Origin of the sequence: Shewanella sp. MBTL60-007 (assembly GCF_019654915.1) — a bacterium.
GTDB lineage: Bacteria > Pseudomonadota > Gammaproteobacteria > Enterobacterales > Shewanellaceae > Shewanella.
The window spans coordinates 49,681-68,892 of sequence record NZ_BPET01000019.1 but is presented as its reverse complement, the minus strand read 5'-3'; the positions used below and the strand labels follow the sequence as shown (position 1 = coordinate 68,892).

Genomic DNA, 19,212 nt, shown 5'->3' with positions numbered 1-19,212 from the left:
AGAACATGACACAATTTATTGAAGGTAAGTGGGTTGCGGGTTTAGGTCACGAGGTGACATCGATTAACCCTGCCAATCAAGAAGTGATTTGGAACAGCAACACCGCGACGCCAGAGCAGGTCGGTGCCGCAGTCGATGCAGCCCGTAACGCCCAGTTTGACTGGTTTATGATGGGCTTTGATGCGCGTCTAGCTATTGTAGAAGCATACCGTGATCAGCTTGAAGCCAATAAGGCCGAGATGGCTGAAGTGATAGCGCAAGAAACTGGTAAGCCTCAGTGGGAAACAGCCACTGAAGCGGGCGCTATGATAGGTAAGATTGGCCTGTCTGTTGCTGCCTATAACAAGCGTACAGGTACCACAGAGAACGACACTCCGGCTGGGCGCGCAGTACTGCGCCATAAGCCACATGGCGTTGTTGCCGTGTTTGGCCCATATAACTTCCCAGGTCACTTGCCAAATGGCCACATAGTGCCGGCACTACTTGCGGGTAACACAGTGGTGTTTAAGCCATCTGAGCTGACGCCAAAAGTTGCTGAGCTGATGCTTAAACTATGGGAAAAGGCGGGTCTTCCTAAAGGTGTGATTAACCTAGTTCAAGGCGAAGTCGAAACCGGTAAGGCACTTGCGGCACATCCACAAATTGACGGCCTATTCTTTACTGGTAGTTCACGCACGGGTCATATTTTGCATCAACAGTATGCAGGCGATCCGGGTAAGATTTTGGCATTGGAGATGGGCGGTAATAACCCGCTGATCATCAAGGATGTAGCCGACACTAAGGCAGCGGTTCACGACATCATCCAGTCTGCATATATTTCAGCTGGCCAGCGCTGTACCTGTGCCCGTCGACTCTATGTAGAAAAAGGTGCGGCAGGTGATGCATTGCTAGAGCAACTCGTGGCGGCGGTTAAGCAGATTAAGGTTGGTCCTTGGAACGCTCAACCTCAGCCGTTTATGGGCTCGATGATCTCAGAGGCTGCGGCTAAAGGCATGGTTGAAGCCCAGCGTAACCTTGTGAACCTAGGTGGTAACGTATTGGTTGAACTCACTCACCTTGAAGTGGGTACAGGCCTAGTTTCTCCAGGTCTTATCGATGTGACTGACGTCATCGAACTGCCTGATGAGGAGTACTTTGGTCCATTGCTGCAAGTGGTGCGTTACAGTGACTTCGATGAAGCGATCAGGCTAGCTAACGCGACGCGCTACGGCCTATCAGCTGGGATCTTGGCCGATAGTCGTGAAGATTATGACTATTTCCTTGCGCGCATTCGTGCGGGGATCGTCAACTGGAATAAGCAGATCACAGGCGCATCGGGTGCCGCGCCATTTGGTGGTGTTGGCGCATCGGGTAACCACAGAGCGAGCGCGTTCTACGCTGCTGATTACTGTGCTTACCCAGTTGCTTCGGTTGAAGCTGATGCGGTCAGCCTACCAGCAACATTAAGCCCAGGTTTGAGTATTTAATCTCAAGCACAAAAATTAAAGGGAAGCGCTCGGGGCGCTTCCCTTTTGTTTATAAGTAAATCGTATCCCTAAAACGTGTACAGCCGCGTGACTTTAATAAAATAATAAACACGTTGGCCTAAAGGAGTTAACTATGCACACGAATGTAAATGCGCTGTTTGAAGCGCTTTGGCAAGATTATATCGAGATGACACCTTCGGCGGCTAAAGTTCATCAATTGCTGTCTAAAGGTGAGCCTATCATTAACGATCATATTGCGCTGCGTACCTTTAATATTGCTAAAGTTAATCTTGAAGTATTGGCTGCGCACTTTGAATCTATCGGTTATGTAGCTTGCGGTGATTACAAATTTGAGGCGAAGAAGCTAAACGCTAAGCATTTTGAACACCCTGATACGACTCAACCAAAGGTGTTTATCTCTGAATTGTTAGTGGAAGAGTTCAGTGAAGAGCTGCAATCTACCGTTAATGGCTTAATTGAGCAGATGGATGAGGCAGCGACCACTGCCGACAATTTTTTGTACTCAGGTCGTCATTGGGAGCTAGATACTAAGACTTATGAGGCACTATTGGCCGAGAGTGAGTACGCTGCTTGGGTGGCGGCTTTTGGTTATCGAGCGAATCACTTCACGGTATCGATTAACCATCTACCGGGTTACGACACAATCTTTGAGGTGAATGATGCCTTAAAGGCTGCTGGTTTTGTATTGAATGCTTCGGGTGGGGAAGTGAAGGGAACTCCAGAGGTATTACTCGAGCAATCATCGACGATGGCAGATAAGATCCCTGTTAGCTTCTCAGACGCCGTGATTAACATTCCTAGCTGTTTTTATGAATTCGCCTTGCGCTATGCCCAAGCGGACGGAAAACTTTATACAGGCTTTGTGGCAGCTTCTGCGGACAAGATTTTCGAAAGCACTAATGTTAAGGGCTAACTTTTACGCTTAGATGCAAAAAAGCCGGACTCGAGTCCGGCTTTTTATTGAGTAATCATCATGAGTGAGCTCAGAATAACAGGGTTACTTTCAGACCCGATAGACTCTGACTGTGTTCAAACTTGAGTTCAATCTTATATTGCTCGGCAATATCTTTAACGATCGATAAACCTAAGCCGTGACCCATGGTCGCTTCATCAAGGCGTTTACCCCTATGAGTCAGTTGAGCTAACTGTTCGGTTTCAACCCCAGGACCATCATCTTCGATACTCAGCTTAAGCTGTTGCTCATGGTTGCTAATACAGACTCTAATTTCAGACCTAGCCCATTTAAAAGCGTTATCGAGTAAGTTACCGAGTAGCTCCATACCGTCTTCACGATGCATAGGAAGTCGGGTGATACTACTTGGAATATCGAATCGGCAGTGAATCGACTTGGTGCGATGAACCTTATTTAAGGTCTGGGCCAAATCTTCGATATCCTTTGGCAGTTGCATCTGCGCCGCCGGAAGCATGTCACCCGTTATCCTTGCGGCCGCGAGTTTTCTTTCAATCATCTTATGCACGAGATCAAGTTGTTTCTGTAATGCCTCTGCCGACTCTGGTTCTTTCAGATATAGGGCTTCAACCTGCTGCTGCATCACCGCTAGCGGTGTCTTTAGACCGTGACTCAAGTTACCGAGATTATTACGGCTACGCTCTATCTGTTTACTGGAATAGGCGAGCAACTCATTGTAGTTTTTGGCTAACGGCTGCAACTCAAGCGGGATAGAGTTAAGGTCAAAGGATGAGATCTCGCCCTCGCGTAACTTTGCCAGAGTATCTTTCATCTGGTGCACAGGCTTGAAGGACTGACGCAGCACTAAAAAAATACCGGTGATCATTGCCAGTAACATGGCCAAATTGACGATGAACTTAGTGCCATAGACCTCAGAGAAGACCTTACGACCGATACTGAGATCTTGCGCTACGGTAAGGGTCGCGCTGAGTCCTGAAGTGTCGGATTTTAATCCTATAGAGAGTAGCTGAATATCGTGATTCTGCGGCCCTTTGGTCTGCCAGGCTCGGGTTTCACCTTTTTCAAGGTCGACGACTTCGAGGCGCTGATCCCACAGCGATCGCGATCTTAGCTCTTGCTCTGGAAGATCGAGTTGGTAATAGCGTCCAGAATAAACTGGGCGGTAGAAGCTAGAAAGCTGAGTTTCATCAATGCTAAAGGTGCCATCTTCGATATGGGTGGCGAGGAGGACCTGCTGTAAGTCTTCTTGTAATCTGGCGATAATCGAGTCGTGGAATGCTTGGCGTAGCATCGACTCGAAAAAGATAATTCCCACTGCAGTGGCGATTACCACTAAGCCCGTTAACCACAGGCTTAGTTTGGTACGGATTGAGATCATTGTGCTAGACCGTGAAAGATATACCCTTGGCCACGGCGAGTCTCGATGGCAGTCTTGCCAAGCTTCTTACGCAGGTGTGTGACATAAACTTCAACCACATTACTCTCTTTCTCATCGTCAAACTGATAAAGCTTATCGGTAAGTTGTGCCTTCGATAGCAGCTTTTTAGGTGACATAAGGAAGATCTTAAGTAATCTAAACTCCATGGCGGTCAGTTCAAAAGTTTGCTCACCGACCGTCACAGACTGTTGCCCTTCATCTAAGGCGACACCAGCATAGGTCAACTGCTTATTCGGCGTGTTAGCCTTACCGTGTGCTCGTTGAATGAGTGCCTGAATTCGAACCAGCAACTCCTGAGTGTGGAATGGCTTACCGAGATAATCATCGGCACCAGAGTTAAAGCCTTCGACCTTCTCATGCCATTGGCTTCTCGCTGTCAACATGATGACAGGCGTGTGTATACCTTGTTCACGCCAGCTTTCTAGTAGCTCTAAGCCGTTACCATCAGGTAGGCCTATATCAAGAATGACACAGTCATAGTTGGTTTCTTTGATTAAGTAATCAGCCTCACTGACTTTATCTGTTGTGTCAGTAACATAGCCAGCTTGCTTAAGCTGCTTAACTAATTCTTCGACTAGCAGGGTGTTATCTTCAACAAGAAGTAATTTCATAGGGTGCTCTCAATAGTGCCTTACTAAGTGACAGACGATTTACAGAGTTGGTTCATGTTAACTCAAAAGTGCCACTTCAGTGCAACAGATTTGATTCTTAAACTTTTTCGGCGCTGCAGCTCGCAGGAAGTTGAGCGGGTTTTGCCAATTGGCCAGTGCTGGCATCGAGCACGAGATCAACGAGCTGCCCTTTTGAGGTACGTATTTGCACCTCATAGCGCCATTGGCTCTGGTGCTGATATAAGTGAGCGTCAATGAGCTTGCCATTGCACATGGCTTGGATACTGCTAAGGGTAACGTCTAGAGAGAGGATTTGACCGCTTTTTACTAAGGTCTGAGCCTCGTAGTGCTGAACTTCAATTTTTTGATTAGCGACCGCTGCAGGCAGGTGTAGCATCGCAGCCATAAGGCATAGATATAATGCTAGTTTCACACTGAACTCCTAATAAAAAAAATGGCCTGAGATAATCTCAGGCCACTTTATAGAAGCTGTCTTAAACCGAGCTTAATACTGGCTTATCGAGTTCCGTAAACCACGATAGTTTTACCGTGTGCTTGGATAAGGTTCTGTTCCTCAAGCATTTTCAAGATACGACCTACAGTCTCACGAGAGCAGCCAACGATTTGGCCAATCTCTTGACGAGTGATCTTGATCTGCATGCCATCTGGATGTGTCATCGCATCTGGCTGCTTTGCAAGGTGAAGCAAAGTTTGTGCAATTCTTCCTGCAACATCAAGAAACGCAAGGTCGCCTACTTTCTGGCTTGTGCTGTGCAGACGGTAAGCCATCTGAGATGAAAGCTTCATCAAGATTTCAGGGTTAACTTGAATTAACTGCTTGAACTTCTTGTAAGAGATTTCTGCGATTTCACAAGCTTGCTTAGCACGAACCCATGCCGTACGTTCTGCTTGCTCTTCAAACAAACCTAGCTCACCGATAAAGTCGCCCTGATTCAGGTAAGAAAGAATCATCTCTTTACCTTCTTCATCTTTAATCAAGACGGCAACAGAGCCTTTTACTATGTAGTAAAGTGTATCTGAATCTTCACCAGCGTGGATCAAAGTACTTTTGGCTGGATATTTATGAATGTGACAGTGTGATAAAAACCATTCCAAAGTAGGATCTGGTTTTGGCTTTCCAATCAGAGCCATGCCTATGTTCCTCGGCTGATTACATTATGAAAGTAAGAATATGCTAATTAAGCATCTTACGTCAATTAAGCTATTAAAACCTTGATAGAAGTCTTAGTTTAGACTTACCCACTCAAAGGCGTCTAGCCATTTAGATATACGTATTCTGATACATTAGTGATATATGTCAACTGAATCCGCAGCTAAGCCTAATTGTTGAGTGAACAATTAGGCTTATATCACATCTTGTTACAATCATTTTCACTTCGAATGTGCAGAGGATTAGATTTAAACGTGTATACAATATTCTTAATGGTGGAATTCTTATAAGAGAAATAGTTCTCATTAGTGGTTCTGTATTGTTTGCACTCGACATTCAAGCTAATTTCTGGCTAACTTGGGTAAGAATAATATTAAAGAGACTGTTAACTCTTGCCTTATTTGCAGTCATTTTTAGTGAGTTGTAGGAGCCTATCGTGAATTGTAGACCTTGGATTTTAAATACTGTTGTGGTCTTTTTTTTAGCCGTTAGCACTGGAGCTAACGCGTTCTCGATTCCGCAGCCTCAAGGCGCTGAAGAAGCAAGTCGTTTAGCACACATTCAACTCAAAGCGACCCAGGGTGACAAAGATGCACAGTATCTGTTGGGGTTAATGTACTTATCAGGTCGTTTTGTCGCACAAGATAGAGACTTGGGCGTGCAGTGGCTCACCGATGCCGCAGAGCTTGGTCATACAAAAGCGCAGCAAACTATCGCTGATTTAGCATTCGAAGGTAGCCTAATCGAACGTAACCTTTCGACTGCCGAGCAATGGTATAGTGAGTTGAGCAAACAGGGAAACAAGTGGGCTAATTTTAGACTCGGTTTTATTTATGCGGCGGGTGGTCAAGGGATTGAGCGAAATTGCGGTAAGGCGGTCGAGCAGTTTAATGCCGTAGGCGATATGGTTTCGCTTGGCAATGTGGCCTGGATTCTAGCGACTTGCCCTGAAGCGCAATATCGCAATGGTAATAAGGCACTCGAATTGTCATTGGCACTGCTTGAGTCAAATGAGCAAGATCCAACAAACTTAGATAACCTTGCTGCCGCTTATGCTGAAATTGGAGATTTTAATGCCGCCATCTCGACTCAGCAGAAGGCGATAGAGGCATTAAACCTGAGCACAGATCAAAGTAAAACGGCAGAGTTTAAGCAGCGTCTTAAGCGCTACCAAAACTACGAACCTTACCGTGAAGTGTTGCCGCTAACGGGTAATTAGTCATTGTATACTGCTCATGAACAGTACTGATAAATAGAAAGCTCCTAAATAGGAGCTTTTTTTGTGCCTGAAAAACACCAAGAGCAGTACGAGCATCCTGATGGAATTTACTTTTCTGGGGGGTTAATAAGAAGAGGTCAGTCAGCGCTTTTAAAAAGAGGTCAGTTAACAGTCCCAAGAAGACAAACGGATCAAGCATGACGGTGGAATTTACTATTGTGGGTCTTTGTAAGGTCAGCTAGCAATCCCAAGGAAACAAACAGATCAAGCATGGATGTGGAATTTACTTTTCAGGGGTTTTAATAAGGAGAGGTCAGTTAGCAATCCCAAGGCAGCAAACAGATCAAGCATGGATGTGGAATTTACTTTTGATAAAAAATCTAAGAAGAGGTCAGTTAACAGTCCCAAGGAAACAAACAGATCAAGATGGGGGAATTTACCTCCAAGGGACCGCTAACTTATCGTTCTTTCGCCTGAAATCCCGATAAGCCGCAGTCTACATAAGCAGGCTTAAACTAATCTTAATAAGTAATGGCTTAGTAAAAGTTACTCATCCTCTTGAGTAATAAGTTCTAGTCGCTTGTCCATCAAATCTTTTACCAATGGGGTAAGGATGAGCTCCATGGCTAGGGACATCTTGCCACCGGGTACCACTAATGTATTCATGCGTGACATAAATGAGCCTTGGATCATTTTTAGGTAGTAGGGAAAGTCGACATTTTTTATGCCACGAAAACGGATCACCACAAAGCTTTCATCTAAGGTTGGAATGCTTTTAGCGCTAAATGGATTTGAGGTGTCTACCGTGGGCACGCGCTGGAAGTTAATATGGGTGCGAGAAAACTGTGGTGTCATATGGTTAATATAATCGTCCATACTGCGTACGATTGAATCCATCACCTTTTCACGACTGTGGCCACGCTCCGAAGTATCTCGGATAATCTTCTGAATCCATTCAAGGTTAACAATCGGTACCATGCCGATAAGCAGATCCACATGTTGGGCGACGTCACAGTCATCGGTGACAACACCACCATGAAGCCCCTCGTAATAGAGCATATCGGTATTTTCAGGCAATGGGTGCCATTGGGTAAAAGTGCCGGGCATCTGGTTAAAGGGCACTGCTTCATCGAAAGTGTGTAAATAGGCGCGAGTCTCACCTTGTCCAGTATTACTGTAATCCCTGAAACACTGCTCAAGACGGTTAAAGTCATTCGCTTCCGGGCCGAAATAGCTAATATTTCGATTCTCGGTCTTCTCTTTACGGATCATTACCGCCATTTCTGGGCGGGTGAAATGATGAAAGCTGTCGCCTTCCACAATCGCGGCATTAATGCCGAGTTGTCTAAAGATATGATTAAATGCTGTTGTCGTGGTCGTCGTGCCTGCACCAGAGGAGCCAGTTACTGCAATGATCGGATGTTTCGCTGACATTTTTTTACCCAAAATATAGATAGTTAACTATCACCTGTACACTAGCCTAAATGGCTAACTATAGTGACTCAGGTAAGCAGATTGCGGTTCAGTATCTTAAGTTATACGGACTCGCTTCGCTTAGGTCAATTTAATCGTAATCACTCTCTTGATAGACGATATCTTCTTTGCGTCTGATGCCGATGGATTCCTCTTCCTCGTTATATTCAACCACTAAGATCCCCTGTTTGAGTGCGGCCCTGCACTGAACGATGGCTCTATCCATACTATGTTCACCATCACCAGAAAAGCTGCCATCTTCGACTTGGCTGATAAGATACTCTTTAATGAGGTTGTCAAAAGTCTCGCTAGGTAACTGGGTTAAAGACTCATAAGGCACTAACATACTGATGTTTCCAATGAGGTTAAAAAGTTTAATACGCGTTTTTCAAGATAATACTGCGGTCGCCACGGACTACCACCATCGATAAAGCCCACATGACCACCATTTTCGTGCAGTTCGTAGTGTACCTGATCGGATAGTTGTGCCTTTGATGGGATCACTGCGTGCGTCATAAAGGGATCATCTTTAGCGTGAATGACTAAGGTCGGCTTAGTGATCTGACTTAGGTAAGGTAAGCCACTGGCGCGAGTATAGTAGTCATCAACATCGGTAAAACCGTGTAGCGGTGCGGTGATCTTATCATCGAAGGCATAAAATGTTGTTAGCCGCTCAATGTCACTTTTATTTATGGGCATTAAGGGCTGTAATTCGGGTTTGGCTATTTTCCCACGCATCTTCTCTTGTAACTGTTTAATCAGATAGCTTTGGTAAACTTTTGAGAAGCCTTTCTCAAGTCGATTGGCGCAGGAGCCAAGCTGCAGTGGTGCCGAGATGGCAACGCCTCTGTCAATCAGGCTGCTATCTTGTTGCTCACCTTGGTACTTAACCAACACATTGCCGCCTAGGCTATAGCCCGCTGCAAGCAAGCGGCTGCCAGGATATTGCGTCTTTAGGTGATTCAAGCTGGTTTGTAGATCTTGAGTGTCGCCACTGTGGTAGCCTCTCACTAGACGATTGAGTTCTCCGGAGCAGCTGCGGTGGTGATGCACCACTGCACATAAGTCTAACGCCTTACAGGCCGCTAACATACGCCGTGCATAATGGGATTGCGCACTTCCTTCTAAGCCATGAATTATCACCAATATCGGCTGACTATCCTTAGGGGAGCCTTGCCAGTCGAGATCGATAAAGTCACCGTCGCTCAGTTCTAATCGCTCACGTCTAAGTTGTGGTTTGTCCACTTTGGTTAGCACGGGTAGAATCGTTTGGATATGGGGATTTTTGGCCCACCAAGGGGGGGAAAATATCTGGCTCATAGTAATTGGCTATTGCTGAAAATTAAAACGTATGTTTAATTGTTATTGTCTGCAGAGTGTAACACAGATTTTATACAGGTCTTTTATTCGCTTTGTTTGTCGTTGTAAGCGCTAGGGCCGCGCAGTTTTGCCGCCATAAAATTCATAATAACAATGAGAGGACTCGATGGAGCGACGGACCTTTATCACAACCGCATTAGCAGGTACGGCTTGCTTAGCGCTGGGAGTAAACTATTACTCGTCAGATTATGTTGGCGTCAATAAAGAACTCGATGACAAACACCGTCTGTTATTTAGCGTGCTCGTTCCTGTCTTTCTCGATGGAGCACTCCCCGATGTTGCTACGTTAAAACGCGATTCGATAAATCGAACTCTAGATGCTATCGAGCATACCATCTCCATCCTTCCCCAAGACTCCTTTGACGAACTAGAGCAACTTCTTGAGATGTTAGAGGGGCGACTTGGCTTATTGATTTTAACCGGCAGCATGACGCCTTTGATGATGCGTAATCAAGCCGAATTGATTGAGATGCTGCAGAGTTGGCGTACCAGCTTCATGGATATGATGGTGACTGCCTATCAGGGGTTAAGAGAGCTAGTGATGGCGAGCTACTATTCAAGCCCTGAACACTGGAGTCGATTGCATTACGCTAAACCGACATTTCTTGAGGATATGAAATAATGCAATTAGTGACGACTCTAGCGATTTTCGCCATGAATATTGAGCCAAGTATTCTGGAGGATATGAAGTGAAGTTATTGGTTAAGACTCATTTGACCGGAAAGGGGAGTATTTATGGCTATTGAAGACCCAATTGTTACTGGGCTCGATTCCGGTTGGAGTCATATTAATGCGGCTAAGCTTACCGAAAACCAGACTTTAGAAGCCGATGTGGTGATTGTCGGCAGTGGTGCAGGGGGCGGTGTTGCGGCAGAAATTCTTACCGAAGCAGGTTTGTCGGTGATTATCGTTGAGTCTGGTCAGCTTAAGTCATCGAAAGACTTTGTGATGGAGGAGCGAGTCGCCTATCCCGATCTCTACCAGCAAGCGGCTGGAATGAAGACCACAGATAAGGCTATCGGAATTTTTCAGGGGCGCGCCGTCGGTGGCTCCACAACCGTTAACTGGACCACTTCGATTCGTACTCCTGAGCCAGCGTTGGATTATTGGGCTCAGGCTAAAACGGTTGCAGGCCTGTCTCGTGCCGAGTTAGACCCTTGGTTTGAGAAGATGGAGCAGCGACTAAACATTAGCGAGTGGGCTTATGAGCCCAACCGTAATAATCAGGCGTTAAAGCACGGCTGTGAGAAGTTAGGTTGGGAATATACCGTTATTAAGCGCAATGTTCTGGGTTGCTGGAATACCGGTTATTGCGGTATGGGCTGTCCGGTCAATGCTAAGCAATCTATGTTAGTTACTACCATTCCGGCAGCACTGGAGCGTGGTGCAACATTGGTGAGTCAGGCTCAAGTTCTCAAGCTTGAGCATCATAACGACAAGATTTTTGCGTTGAAGGCCCAAGCGGTCGATAACAATATGAAGCCGCTTCCGGTTGAGCTGATGTTTAAGGCAAAGCATTATATCTTGGCAGCAGGCGCTATCCACACACCAACTATCATGCTGCGCTCTAAGCTGCCTGACCCTCATGAAATCATTGGCAAGCGCACTTTCCTGCATCCCACTCTTTTGAGCGGCGCGGTGTTTAGCGATCCAATCAATGGTCATAGCGGTGCGCCTCAGTCTATCTATTCTGACGAGTTCGTCTGGCAAGATGGCGCAGATGGTGAGCTTGGTTATAAGCTTGAAGTACCGCCTATCCATCCGATATTAATTGCTTCTAAAACCCTTGGTTATGGCCAAAGCCATGCCCAGCTGATGGAGAAGTTTAATCAGCTACAAGTGACCATTGCGCTTGTTAGAGATGGCTTCCATGACAATAGTCAGGGCGGGCAGGTCAAGCTGACCGACCGTGGTTTCACGCTCGATTACCCGTTAACCGATGCATTTTGGCGAGCGGCAAGGCGCGCGTTTGCTAGTATGGCTGAGCTGCAATTTGCAGCCGGTGCACAGCAAGTATTGCCGATAAGCGAGGGGATGCCCTATCTTTCGAGCTGGAGTGAGGCTAAAAAAGTGATCAGTGAGATGGACTTAGCGCCTTTGAAAACCGTTGTTGCATCGGCCCATGTGATGGGCGGCTGTCCAATGGGAGAAGACCCTAAGTTGTCGATGGTGAATAGCTTCGGTGAGTCGCACTACTTCGATAACCTATCAGTGATGGATGGCTCGATATTCCCAACGAGTCTAGGGGCTAATCCGCAGCTATCTATCTATGGTATTACCGCAAGAAACGCGACACGGTTAGCTGAGAAACTTAAAGTCGGTTAAGGTTTTTTATTGTTATGCAGGCTTGTTTGCAGTGACGGAAAATCGCGGCTATCTAGGTCAAACAGGGCTAAATAGTGGCTGAGGTTAGCGTTATTGGTGTTTACTCCGATTTTAACAAGCATAGATTGCAGCGCCTTTAAAATCATCGCCTGAGACTTTCGCTCTAGCACCAGCTCAAGCTTTAACATCTGTTGGTACTCGTCAGTTTCAAGCATCGTCTTACTCTGGCGTCTTAACTGCCTATAGGGAAGCAACAGCTTTTGCTCCCAAGCTAGGGTCGCTTGTTGCAGTGTTTGCCATTGTGGCTCTGGAAGTGAGTAGTGATGTTTATCGAGCCATAGGGCTAATAGTAATAAATTGACATTGAGCTGGTGGTCATCCTGTAACTGCAAGCACAGGGTCTGATGCTCCATGTAGAGGCTATCGCAATCATGCCACAAGCTTGGAGTAATAGGGTTAGGCAATGTCATCGAGGTAGACCTTCTGGTTATCCAGTATAGGTGAGGGTAACAAAAAGGGGAGCCATGCTCCCCTAGTATTGCTCACTAAATTAGGCTTCTGCGCGAACGCTCTGCTCTATGGTTTCGATCTCTTCTTGGATCTCTAACCACTCCATCTCACTCTCTTCTAGCCCTTGCGTCAGCGATGTGCGCTCGGCAAGTACTTGAGTGAGTTTCGCCTTGTTATCGGCATCATAAAGACTGGTGTCGGCCAGCATCTCTTCAAGCTCTTTTAGGCGCTCGTTTGCTTTTTGCTGCTCTTTCTCAAGTTTAGTTTGTACCTTTTTGAGCGGAGACAGCTTCTGTCTCAGTTCAGCTTCCAAGCGCTTCTGTAGCTTCTTATCTTGAACGGGTTTAGCTAGCTCAGCTTCTTCTGACTTACCGGCGGCCTTAGCGGCATCGAGCAGCCACTGGTGATAATCATCGAGATCGCCGTCGAAGCTTTTTACTTCGCCTTGGTCAACAAGGTAGTAGTCGCTACAACTTAGGCGCAGTAAGTGTCTATCGTGGGAGACGATAATCATGGCACCTTCGAAGGTTTGCAGTGCCATGGTCAGCGCATGGCGCATCTCTAGGTCTAAGTGGTTGGTCGGTTCATCGAGTAGCAATAGATTAGGGCGTTGCCATACCAACAGTGCTAGCACTAAGCGGGCCTTTTCACCGCCAGAGAAAGGGCGCACTGGCGCCAGTGCCATATCGCCATTAAAGCCATATCCGCCTAGGAAGTTACGTAGCTCCTGCTCCTTAGCGTTAGGGGCGAGGCGCACTAAGTGTTGCAGTGGTGAGTCATCTAGGCTTAAAAACTCTAGCTGGTGCTGGGCAAAGTAACCGATGTTTAAGCCAGGATTGGTCTCATATTTCCCTTTCATTGGCGAAAGCTCACCAGAAAGTAGCTTCACTAAGGTCGACTTACCGGCGCCATTGCGGCCAAGCAAACCAATGCGAGCACCAGGCACTAGGTTGAGGTGTACCTTCTTAAGGATCTCGGTTTCACCGTAACCGATAGAAACCTGCTCCATGGTCACCAGTGGATTTGGCAGTGCTTCCGGCTCTCTAAAGGCCATATGAAACGGGCTATCCGCTTGTGATGGCAGCAGCTCGGTCATACGTTCAAGTGCTTTTAAGCGGCTCTGGGCTTGCTTTGCCTTACTGGCTTTATAGCGGAAGCGGTCGACAAAAGACTGCATATGGGCGCGCTCTTTCTGTTGACGCTCAAAGGCCACCTGCTGCTGGGCCATACGTTCGGCACGAATACGCTCGAAAGAGGTATAGTTGCCTTTGTAGTAGTTCAGCTTAGTGTTTTCGACATGAACGATTTCATCGACGATACCATCGATAAAGTCACGGTCGTGACTGATCAGAATTAGCGTGCCTTGGTAGGCTTTAATCCAACCTTCTAACCAATACATGGTGTCTAAGTCTAAGTGGTTGGTTGGCTCATCGAGTAGCAGTAGATCTGAGCGGCACAACAGGGCTTGAGCCAAGTTAAGGCGCATACGCCAACCACCGGAGAAGCTCTTCACCGGATTGCCCTGTTCTTGCTCGCTAAAACCTAGACCCGCTAATAGGCTCGCCGCTCTAGAATGAATCGCGTAGCCGCCAATGGCGTCGATTTTTCCGTGAAGTAGGGCAATCTTATGACCGTCATCGGCTTCTTGGGCTGCATGTAATTCTGACTCAAGTTGTCGATACTCAGTATCACCATCGATCACATATTCGATTGCTGCAACTTCAAGTGCCGGAGTCTCCTGCGCCACTGTGGCAATCTGCCAGCCGCTAGGCAGACTGAATTCGCCTTTATCTAGGCTAATCTTGCCCATAATTAGTGCCAGTAGTGACGACTTGCCGCTACCGTTAGCACCGACTAGACCGACCTTGTGGCCTGGGTAGACAGTTAACGAAGTTTCATCGAGCAAGGTTTTCGAGCCACGAATGAGTTGAGCTTGAGTGATGGTGATCATTGAAGTTGGCTTAAAGTCTGAGTTAGCGCAAATATTGGGAAGTGATAATAGCCTAGAAGGCATAGCGACTTCTACGCGCATCGGGGAAAAATACGGTCACGGCGCAGCTTTTATGGCAAAATGTTAGGTATATATGGACTGGAAGTAAAATCATGACAACAACTAAAAAAGTGAAAAAACGTTTTGTGGCTGGCGCTAAATGCCCTAAGTGTCAGGCTAAAGAGTCTATTGTGCTATTTAAAGAAAATGGTGTGGAGACGGTTGAGTGCGTTGACTGTGACTATCGTGAACAACAGACCGAAGAGAAAGTGGAAAAGAAGGCAACGGGTGCTGTAATTGGCGTATTTACTCCAGATTAGCTTGCGGAAGTTTGCCTAAATACACTCTTAGTAAAATGTACAGCTGTGTACCTTGGTGTTTATATTTATCTTGACTCGTGTAAACTAGTTACTTTGTAGGCCAACAAAATGTTGGTATTAGCGAACACGGGTAAAAGGTAATGACGGTGATACGTTGGTGTGTGCTTGGAGTGAGCCTTCTATTAATGGGCTGCGAAGCGATTCATGATTATAAAAAATCGCAGATGTTTAGTTCCTTTGATGACTTTCGCCCTGGGCCTGATGGCGGGAGCGATCTGATCTGGGCGCAGCCGAGAATCAAAAGCCTGCAGGATCTTAGGCAAATTCTCAATGAATATGACAAGGTTATCGTCGATCAAGCTTGGTTAGTGCTGGATGATAAAACCCGCTACGATAACCTTGACGAGCAAGAGATTATTCAAGTGTCGCAATATCTGGTGAGTAAGATTAAAGACAAAGCCAGTCAACGCTTTGAATTAGTCACAGAGCCAGATGACAACACCCTCAGGGTCAGTGTTGCCCTGACGAATATCGAAACACCTAATCCTATCTTAGCTGTGACCAGCAGCATACTACCCGTCGGGCTAGGCATTTCCAGTATTTCAAAGGTCGTGACGGGTGAGCATACCAATGTGGGTAGCGCGACCATAGAGTTGATGATCAGCGATGCTAAGACTGCTCAACCTATCGTTGCTGTAATTGACAGGAAAGCGGGCAGCAAAGATTTAAGCACTATGATCGACTCAACCGATGATGCAAAGGATGCCATAGATTGGTGGGTAGAGCGCCTTGGCAAAACCTTGCGCAATGAGCGTTTGTAACTCATCGCTTTTGAGGAGCAGGGCGGGTGAGCCAAATGTGTTGAGATGAGTTGATTTGTCACAGGGAGTGATATTTAGCGGTTATTATCCATTGGGTATGCTGCAACTAGAGCAATTACTGCTACAATAGCGCGCTATAATTTAAAGCGATAGAAAACGACAACTTTGCTCCTAGCATTTTGGAGCCTTGTCACCATGATATTATCACTGCAAAGCGCGATTTGATGAGCCTGAGTAAGGTATCGAGTCTTAGAGGGAGAACGCCCTCATGAGCAGTGAATACTTAGGAAAGATACTTTGACTCAAACAGTCCCCAATACCGATGGCCAAGCGCCGTTTTCAAGTCTTAACCTTAAGACTGAATTACTCGATAACCTAAAGACCATGGGTTATGAGTCGATGACCCCTATCCAAGCACAAAGCTTGCCTGCGATCTTAAATGGCGAAGACGTGATTGGCCAAGGTAAAACCGGTTCGGGTAAGACTGCTGCGTTCGGTTTGGGCTTATTGCACAAGTTAGACGTTAAGCGTTTTCGTATTCAATCTTTAGTGTTATGCCCCACCCGTGAGCTTGCTGATCAGGTAGCGAAAGAGATCCGTACCCTAGCTCGTGGCATTCATAACATTAAGGTGTTGACCCTTTGTGGTGGTGTGCCAATGGGGCCGCAGATTGGCTCCTTAGAACACGGTGCTCATATTATTGTGGGTACGCCAGGGCGTATTATCGATCACTTAGATCGCGGCCGCTTAGATTTAGAAAACGTACATACCTTAGTGCTTGATGAAGCTGATCGTATGCTAGAGATGGGCTTTCAAGTGGAACTTGAAGGCATCATGGAACGCATGCCAATTGAGCGCCAGACGTTATTATTTAGCGCGACTTTTCCAGAGCAGATCAAGTCGATTGCTGACAAGATCATGTTTAAACCTGTGATGGTGAAAGTGGCTTCGACTCACGCAACAAACACCATTGAACAGCATTTTTATGAAGTGGGTAATAACAACGATCGCATGCGTGCGCTCAAGTTATTGCTACTGCAGTATCGTCCTGAGAGCGCTGTAGTATTTTGCAATACCAAGCGTGAGACTAAAGACGTTGCGGCGCAGCTAAAGAATGACGGCTTTAGCGTTGTCTCTTTACACGGTGACTTAGAGCAGCGTGATAGAGATCAGACTCTGCTGCAGTTTGCCAACAAGAGTGTGTCAATCATGGTGGCAACCGATGTTGCGGCTCGTGGCCTTGATATCGACGCTCTCGATGCGGTGATCAACTATCATGTAGCATACGACACCGAAGTGCATATTCACCGTATTGGTCGTACAGGCCGTGCGGGCAGTAAGGGGTCAGCACATACTTTCTATAACCATGAAGATGGTTATAAGATTGCACTACTGGAAGATTACTTAGAGCGCGATATTGTTAACGAAGCATTGCCGCCAGAGAATCTTCTAGACACCTTCCCTGTGCAGCCAGTGATGACCACCTTGCAAATTGACGGTGGTAAGAAGCAGAAGCTACGCCCTGGTGATATTCTTGGTGCCTTAACTGGTGACAATGGTATCGAAGGTAGTGAAGTGGGTAAGATTAAGATCACCGATATGCGCTCTTATGTGGCAGTTAATCGTAAAGTGGCCAAGAAGGCGCTGAATAAAATTGTTAACGGCAAACTAAAAGGTCGTTCATATCGAGCTTGGGAACTGCGCTAGACGCATTTTTCTTTCGATACAAAAAAACAGCGCTTAGGCGCTGTTTTTTTGTATTGATATAACCGCCTTAAGCTAGCTTGGCTTATTGGCACTGCGGTTGCCATTGCTACTTCTATTCGCGTTAGGGCGACGTTGACCTGAAGGCTTACCATTGTTGTTTGAAGCATTGTTGCCTGAAACATTATTGCCCGATGCATTGTTATTCGCGTTTGGTCTACGCTGACGTCTAGGCTTACTTGGTTGTGCATTGGCATTTGGCTGGTGGCCACGAGCCATTTCGCCGCTACGTTGACCATCTTTGTGCTCGACCTTAGCACCGCTGTTTTCACCATTACCTTGGCGGCGTGGGTTGGGTGACTTGTTGCTAGCACCACCCGAGTTAGCGCCTTTGTTAGGGCTACGTGAGCGACCATTGCCACGGCCTTGGTTACTCGCATTACGTGGACCTTTGTTTTGGCCGTGAGACTTAGCTGTTAGGTTCGTTTCTGGTAGGCGATGGGTTGGCTCGTAGCCTTCAATCACACGACGCTCTAAGTTCTGCTTGATCAGCAGCTCGATATCGCGCAGCAGCTTTGCCTCTTCATCGCTCACAAGTGAAACCGCATGGCCAGATGCGCCCGCACGACCTGTGCGACCGATGCGATGCACGTAATCTTCAGGTACATTTGGCAGATCGAAGTTAACCACTTGAGGTAGCTGGTCGATATCCAAACCTCGTGCGGCAATATCGGTTGCCACAAGCACGCGAATCGCGCCGCTCTTAAAGTCGGCTAGGGCTTTGGTTCTTGCCCCTTGGCTCTTGTTACCATGAATAGCGGCCGCAGTAATATCTTTGGCTTCTAGGTTTTTAGCCAGACGGTTCGCACCATGCTTAGTACGGCTAAATACCAATACCTGCTTCCAGTTATTCTGCTTGATAAGCTTTACCAAGACCGCGGCCTTTTGGCCCTTATCGACTGGACAGATCCACTGTTTTACCGTGTTAGCGGTTGCGTTACGTGGTGTAACTGAGATCTCAACAGGGTTGTTAACTAGGCCTTTAGCGAGTTGGCGGATTTCATCTGAGAACGTCGCTGAGAACATTAGGTTCTGACGCTTCGCAGGCAAAATCGCTAAGATTTTTTTGATGTCATGAATGAAACCCATATCCAGCATACGGTCGGCTTCATCTAGCACTAAAACTTCAAGCTGGCTAAAACTCGTTGCGCGCTGGTTATAGAGATCCAGTAAACGGCCAGGGGTCGCGACAAGAATATCGACGCCACGACTCAACTTAGAGATCTGTGGACCAATACCAACGCCACCAAACACTACGGCTGATTTAAGTGGTAGTTGCTTTCCATAAACTTCAACGCTTTCACCTACCTGAGCCGCGAGTTCACGAGTCGGTGTAAGTACCAATGCACGCACCTGTTTTGCTGGTGCCTTAGTGCCTTTTGAAAGTAACTCTAGCAGTGGCAGGGTAAAGCCTGCTGTTTTGCCTGTACCTGTCTGCGCGGCGGCCATCACGTCTTTACCTTCAAGTACGGCTGGAATTGCTTGCGCTTGAATAGGGGACGGAGTGTCATAACCTTTGTTGGCAACGGCTTTCAAAATTTGGGCTGATAGGCCCAGAGAGGCAAAACTCATAGATAGGTCTCATTTCGGCTGCGAAATAGGCGTTAAAGTGCGACTGGCAGCGGTTTAAGGGGGCCTGCAGATGCTGGCGGCCGTGCAGCTTACAGGATCTGCTTAAAAAGCGCTAATTATTAAACAATCAGTGGCTAAATAATCAAGTTATCCCATAACTCACTTCATCTATAAGAGTATGGCAGTTAATTAGGCTTGTG

General features: G+C 46.7%; 18 protein-coding genes. 8 read left to right on the top strand and 10 right to left on the bottom strand.

All coding sequences use genetic code 11. The annotated features are described in order from the left end of the window. The first annotated feature begins 5 nt into the window (after positions 1–5). Together astD and K5Q92_RS08960 are read left to right on the top strand one after the other, a co-directional pair. On the top strand, positions 6–1,466 hold the full coding sequence (gene astD / locus K5Q92_RS08965; RefSeq protein WP_220768659.1) for a succinylglutamate-semialdehyde dehydrogenase: 1,461 nt from the start codon (positions 6–8) through the stop codon (positions 1,464–1,466). A 133-nt stretch (positions 1,467–1,599) separates the two neighbouring features. Further along, positions 1,600–2,400, top strand: coding sequence for a DUF1338 domain-containing protein (locus tag K5Q92_RS08960; protein WP_220768658.1), 801 nt, complete (start codon positions 1,600–1,602; stop codon positions 2,398–2,400). Positions 2,401–2,470: 70 nt separating this feature from the next. Here the strand turns inward: K5Q92_RS08960 and K5Q92_RS08955 are convergent, their stop codons facing one another. The 4 genes from K5Q92_RS08955 to crp all read right to left on the bottom strand — a co-directional run bounded on the left by K5Q92_RS08955 (position 2,471) and on the right by crp (position 5,619). After that, positions 2,471–3,796, bottom strand: coding sequence for an ATP-binding protein (locus K5Q92_RS08955; RefSeq protein ID WP_220768657.1), 1,326 nt, complete (start codon positions 3,794–3,796; stop codon positions 2,471–2,473). Next, positions 3,793–4,467 (bottom strand): response regulator transcription factor, encoded by a 675-nt coding sequence (locus tag K5Q92_RS08950; protein WP_202720981.1) that lies wholly within the window; start codon positions 4,465–4,467, stop codon positions 3,793–3,795. The genes K5Q92_RS08955 and K5Q92_RS08950 overlap by 4 nt, the downstream gene beginning before the upstream one ends. 97 nt (positions 4,468–4,564) lie before the next feature. After that, on the bottom strand, positions 4,565–4,900 hold the full coding sequence (locus K5Q92_RS08945) for a PepSY domain-containing protein (RefSeq protein WP_374758444.1): 336 nt from the start codon (positions 4,898–4,900) through the stop codon (positions 4,565–4,567). Positions 4,901–4,983: 83 nt separating this feature from the next. Further along, the gene (crp, locus tag K5Q92_RS08940) at positions 4,984–5,619 is read right to left on the bottom strand and encodes a cAMP-activated global transcriptional regulator CRP (protein WP_012156707.1); all 636 of its coding nucleotides are present in this window, start codon (positions 5,617–5,619) and stop codon (positions 4,984–4,986) included. 455 nt (positions 5,620–6,074) lie between these two features. Here crp and K5Q92_RS08935 point away from each other — a divergent pair, with 455 nt between their 5' ends. Then, positions 6,075–6,857 carry a tetratricopeptide repeat protein gene (locus tag K5Q92_RS08935; protein WP_220768656.1) on the top strand — a complete coding sequence of 261 codons (783 nt, stop codon included), beginning with the start codon at positions 6,075–6,077 and terminating at the stop codon, positions 6,855–6,857. Between the two features lie 546 nt (positions 6,858–7,403). On the opposite strand, the gene K5Q92_RS08930 is transcribed toward K5Q92_RS08935, so the two are convergent. From K5Q92_RS08930 to K5Q92_RS08920, 3 genes are all read right to left on the bottom strand, one after another. After that, entirely contained in the window at positions 7,404–8,291 is an 888-nt protein-coding gene (locus K5Q92_RS08930) for a phosphoribulokinase (protein ID WP_220768655.1), read from the bottom strand. A gap of 130 nt (positions 8,292–8,421) precedes the next feature. Continuing rightward, positions 8,422–8,676 (bottom strand): YheU family protein, encoded by a 255-nt coding sequence (locus tag K5Q92_RS08925; protein ID WP_220768654.1) that lies wholly within the window; start codon positions 8,674–8,676, stop codon positions 8,422–8,424. Next, positions 8,670–9,650: a hydrolase gene (locus K5Q92_RS08920; protein WP_220768653.1), complete on the bottom strand. Its 981-nt coding sequence runs from the start codon at positions 9,648–9,650 to the stop codon at positions 8,670–8,672. The genes K5Q92_RS08925 and K5Q92_RS08920 overlap by 7 nt, the downstream gene beginning before the upstream one ends. Before the next feature lie 166 nt (positions 9,651–9,816). On the opposite strand from K5Q92_RS08920, the gene K5Q92_RS08915 reads away from it, so the two are divergent. Beyond that, positions 9,817–10,332 carry a TAT leader-containing periplasmic protein gene (locus tag K5Q92_RS08915; RefSeq protein WP_220768652.1) on the top strand — a complete coding sequence of 172 codons (516 nt, stop codon included), beginning with the start codon at positions 9,817–9,819 and terminating at the stop codon, positions 10,330–10,332. A gap of 113 nt (positions 10,333–10,445) precedes the next feature. Beyond that, positions 10,446–12,035: a GMC family oxidoreductase gene (locus K5Q92_RS08910; protein ID WP_220768651.1), complete on the top strand. Its 1,590-nt coding sequence runs from the start codon at positions 10,446–10,448 to the stop codon at positions 12,033–12,035. Here the strand turns inward: K5Q92_RS08910 and K5Q92_RS08905 are convergent. Then, entirely contained in the window at positions 12,032–12,505 is a 474-nt protein-coding gene (locus K5Q92_RS08905; RefSeq protein ID WP_220768650.1) for a TIGR02444 family protein, read from the bottom strand. The genes K5Q92_RS08910 and K5Q92_RS08905 overlap by 4 nt on opposite strands. Before the next feature lie 80 nt (positions 12,506–12,585). Continuing rightward, the gene (locus K5Q92_RS08900; protein WP_220768680.1) at positions 12,586–14,496 is read right to left on the bottom strand and encodes an ABC transporter ATP-binding protein; all 1,911 of its coding nucleotides are present in this window, start codon (positions 14,494–14,496) and stop codon (positions 12,586–12,588) included. A gap of 152 nt (positions 14,497–14,648) precedes the next feature. Between K5Q92_RS08900 and K5Q92_RS08895 the strand changes: the two genes are divergently transcribed. The 3 genes from K5Q92_RS08895 (at position 14,649) to dbpA (ending at position 17,383) form a co-directional block, all read left to right on the top strand. After that, positions 14,649–14,855 (top strand): YheV family putative zinc ribbon protein, encoded by a 207-nt coding sequence (locus K5Q92_RS08895; protein WP_220768649.1) that lies wholly within the window; start codon positions 14,649–14,651, stop codon positions 14,853–14,855. A gap of 140 nt (positions 14,856–14,995) precedes the next feature. Further along, positions 14,996–15,676: a DUF3313 domain-containing protein gene (locus tag K5Q92_RS08890; protein WP_220768648.1), complete on the top strand. Its 681-nt coding sequence runs from the start codon at positions 14,996–14,998 to the stop codon at positions 15,674–15,676. Positions 15,677–15,973: 297 nt separating this feature from the next. After that, positions 15,974–17,383 carry an ATP-dependent RNA helicase DbpA gene (gene dbpA, locus K5Q92_RS08885; protein WP_220768647.1) on the top strand — a complete coding sequence of 470 codons (1,410 nt, stop codon included), beginning with the start codon at positions 15,974–15,976 and terminating at the stop codon, positions 17,381–17,383. Between the two features lie 72 nt (positions 17,384–17,455). Here dbpA and K5Q92_RS08880 read toward each other — a convergent pair whose 3' ends face one another. After that, a complete protein-coding gene (locus tag K5Q92_RS08880) occupies positions 17,456–19,012 on the bottom strand; it encodes a DEAD/DEAH box helicase (RefSeq protein WP_220768646.1) in 1,557 nt (518 codons plus the stop codon). Positions 19,013–19,212 lie beyond the last annotated feature (200 nt).

Coding starts and splice junctions, on each gene's coding strand:
- K5Q92_RS08950 (WP_202720981.1), bottom strand. CDS start 4,467: ATGAAATTACTTCTTGTTGAAGATAACACCCTGCTAGTCGAAGAATTA.
- K5Q92_RS08930 (WP_220768655.1), bottom strand. CDS start 8,291: ATGTCAGCGAAACATCCGATCATTGCAGTAACTGGCTCCTCTGGTGCA.
- astD (WP_220768659.1), top strand. CDS start 6: ATGACACAATTTATTGAAGGTAAGTGGGTTGCGGGTTTAGGTCACGAG.
- K5Q92_RS08880 (WP_220768646.1), bottom strand. CDS start 19,012: ATGAGTTTTGCCTCTCTGGGCCTATCAGCCCAAATTTTGAAAGCCGTT.
- K5Q92_RS08895 (WP_220768649.1), top strand. CDS start 14,649: ATGACAACAACTAAAAAAGTGAAAAAACGTTTTGTGGCTGGCGCTAAA.
- K5Q92_RS08905 (WP_220768650.1), bottom strand. CDS start 12,505: ATGACATTGCCTAACCCTATTACTCCAAGCTTGTGGCATGATTGCGAT.
- crp (WP_012156707.1), bottom strand. CDS start 5,619: ATGGCTCTGATTGGAAAGCCAAAACCAGATCCTACTTTGGAATGGTTT.
- K5Q92_RS08910 (WP_220768651.1), top strand. CDS start 10,446: ATGGCTATTGAAGACCCAATTGTTACTGGGCTCGATTCCGGTTGGAGT.
- K5Q92_RS08900 (WP_220768680.1), bottom strand. CDS start 14,496: ATGATCACCATCACTCAAGCTCAACTCATTCGTGGCTCGAAAACCTTG.
- K5Q92_RS08925 (WP_220768654.1), bottom strand. CDS start 8,676: ATGTTAGTGCCTTATGAGTCTTTAACCCAGTTACCTAGCGAGACTTTT.
- K5Q92_RS08890 (WP_220768648.1), top strand. CDS start 14,996: ATGACGGTGATACGTTGGTGTGTGCTTGGAGTGAGCCTTCTATTAATG.
- K5Q92_RS08960 (WP_220768658.1), top strand. CDS start 1,600: ATGCACACGAATGTAAATGCGCTGTTTGAAGCGCTTTGGCAAGATTAT.
- K5Q92_RS08920 (WP_220768653.1), bottom strand. CDS start 9,650: ATGAGCCAGATATTTTCCCCCCCTTGGTGGGCCAAAAATCCCCATATC.
- K5Q92_RS08915 (WP_220768652.1), top strand. CDS start 9,817: ATGGAGCGACGGACCTTTATCACAACCGCATTAGCAGGTACGGCTTGC.
- K5Q92_RS08955 (WP_220768657.1), bottom strand. CDS start 3,796: ATGATCTCAATCCGTACCAAACTAAGCCTGTGGTTAACGGGCTTAGTG.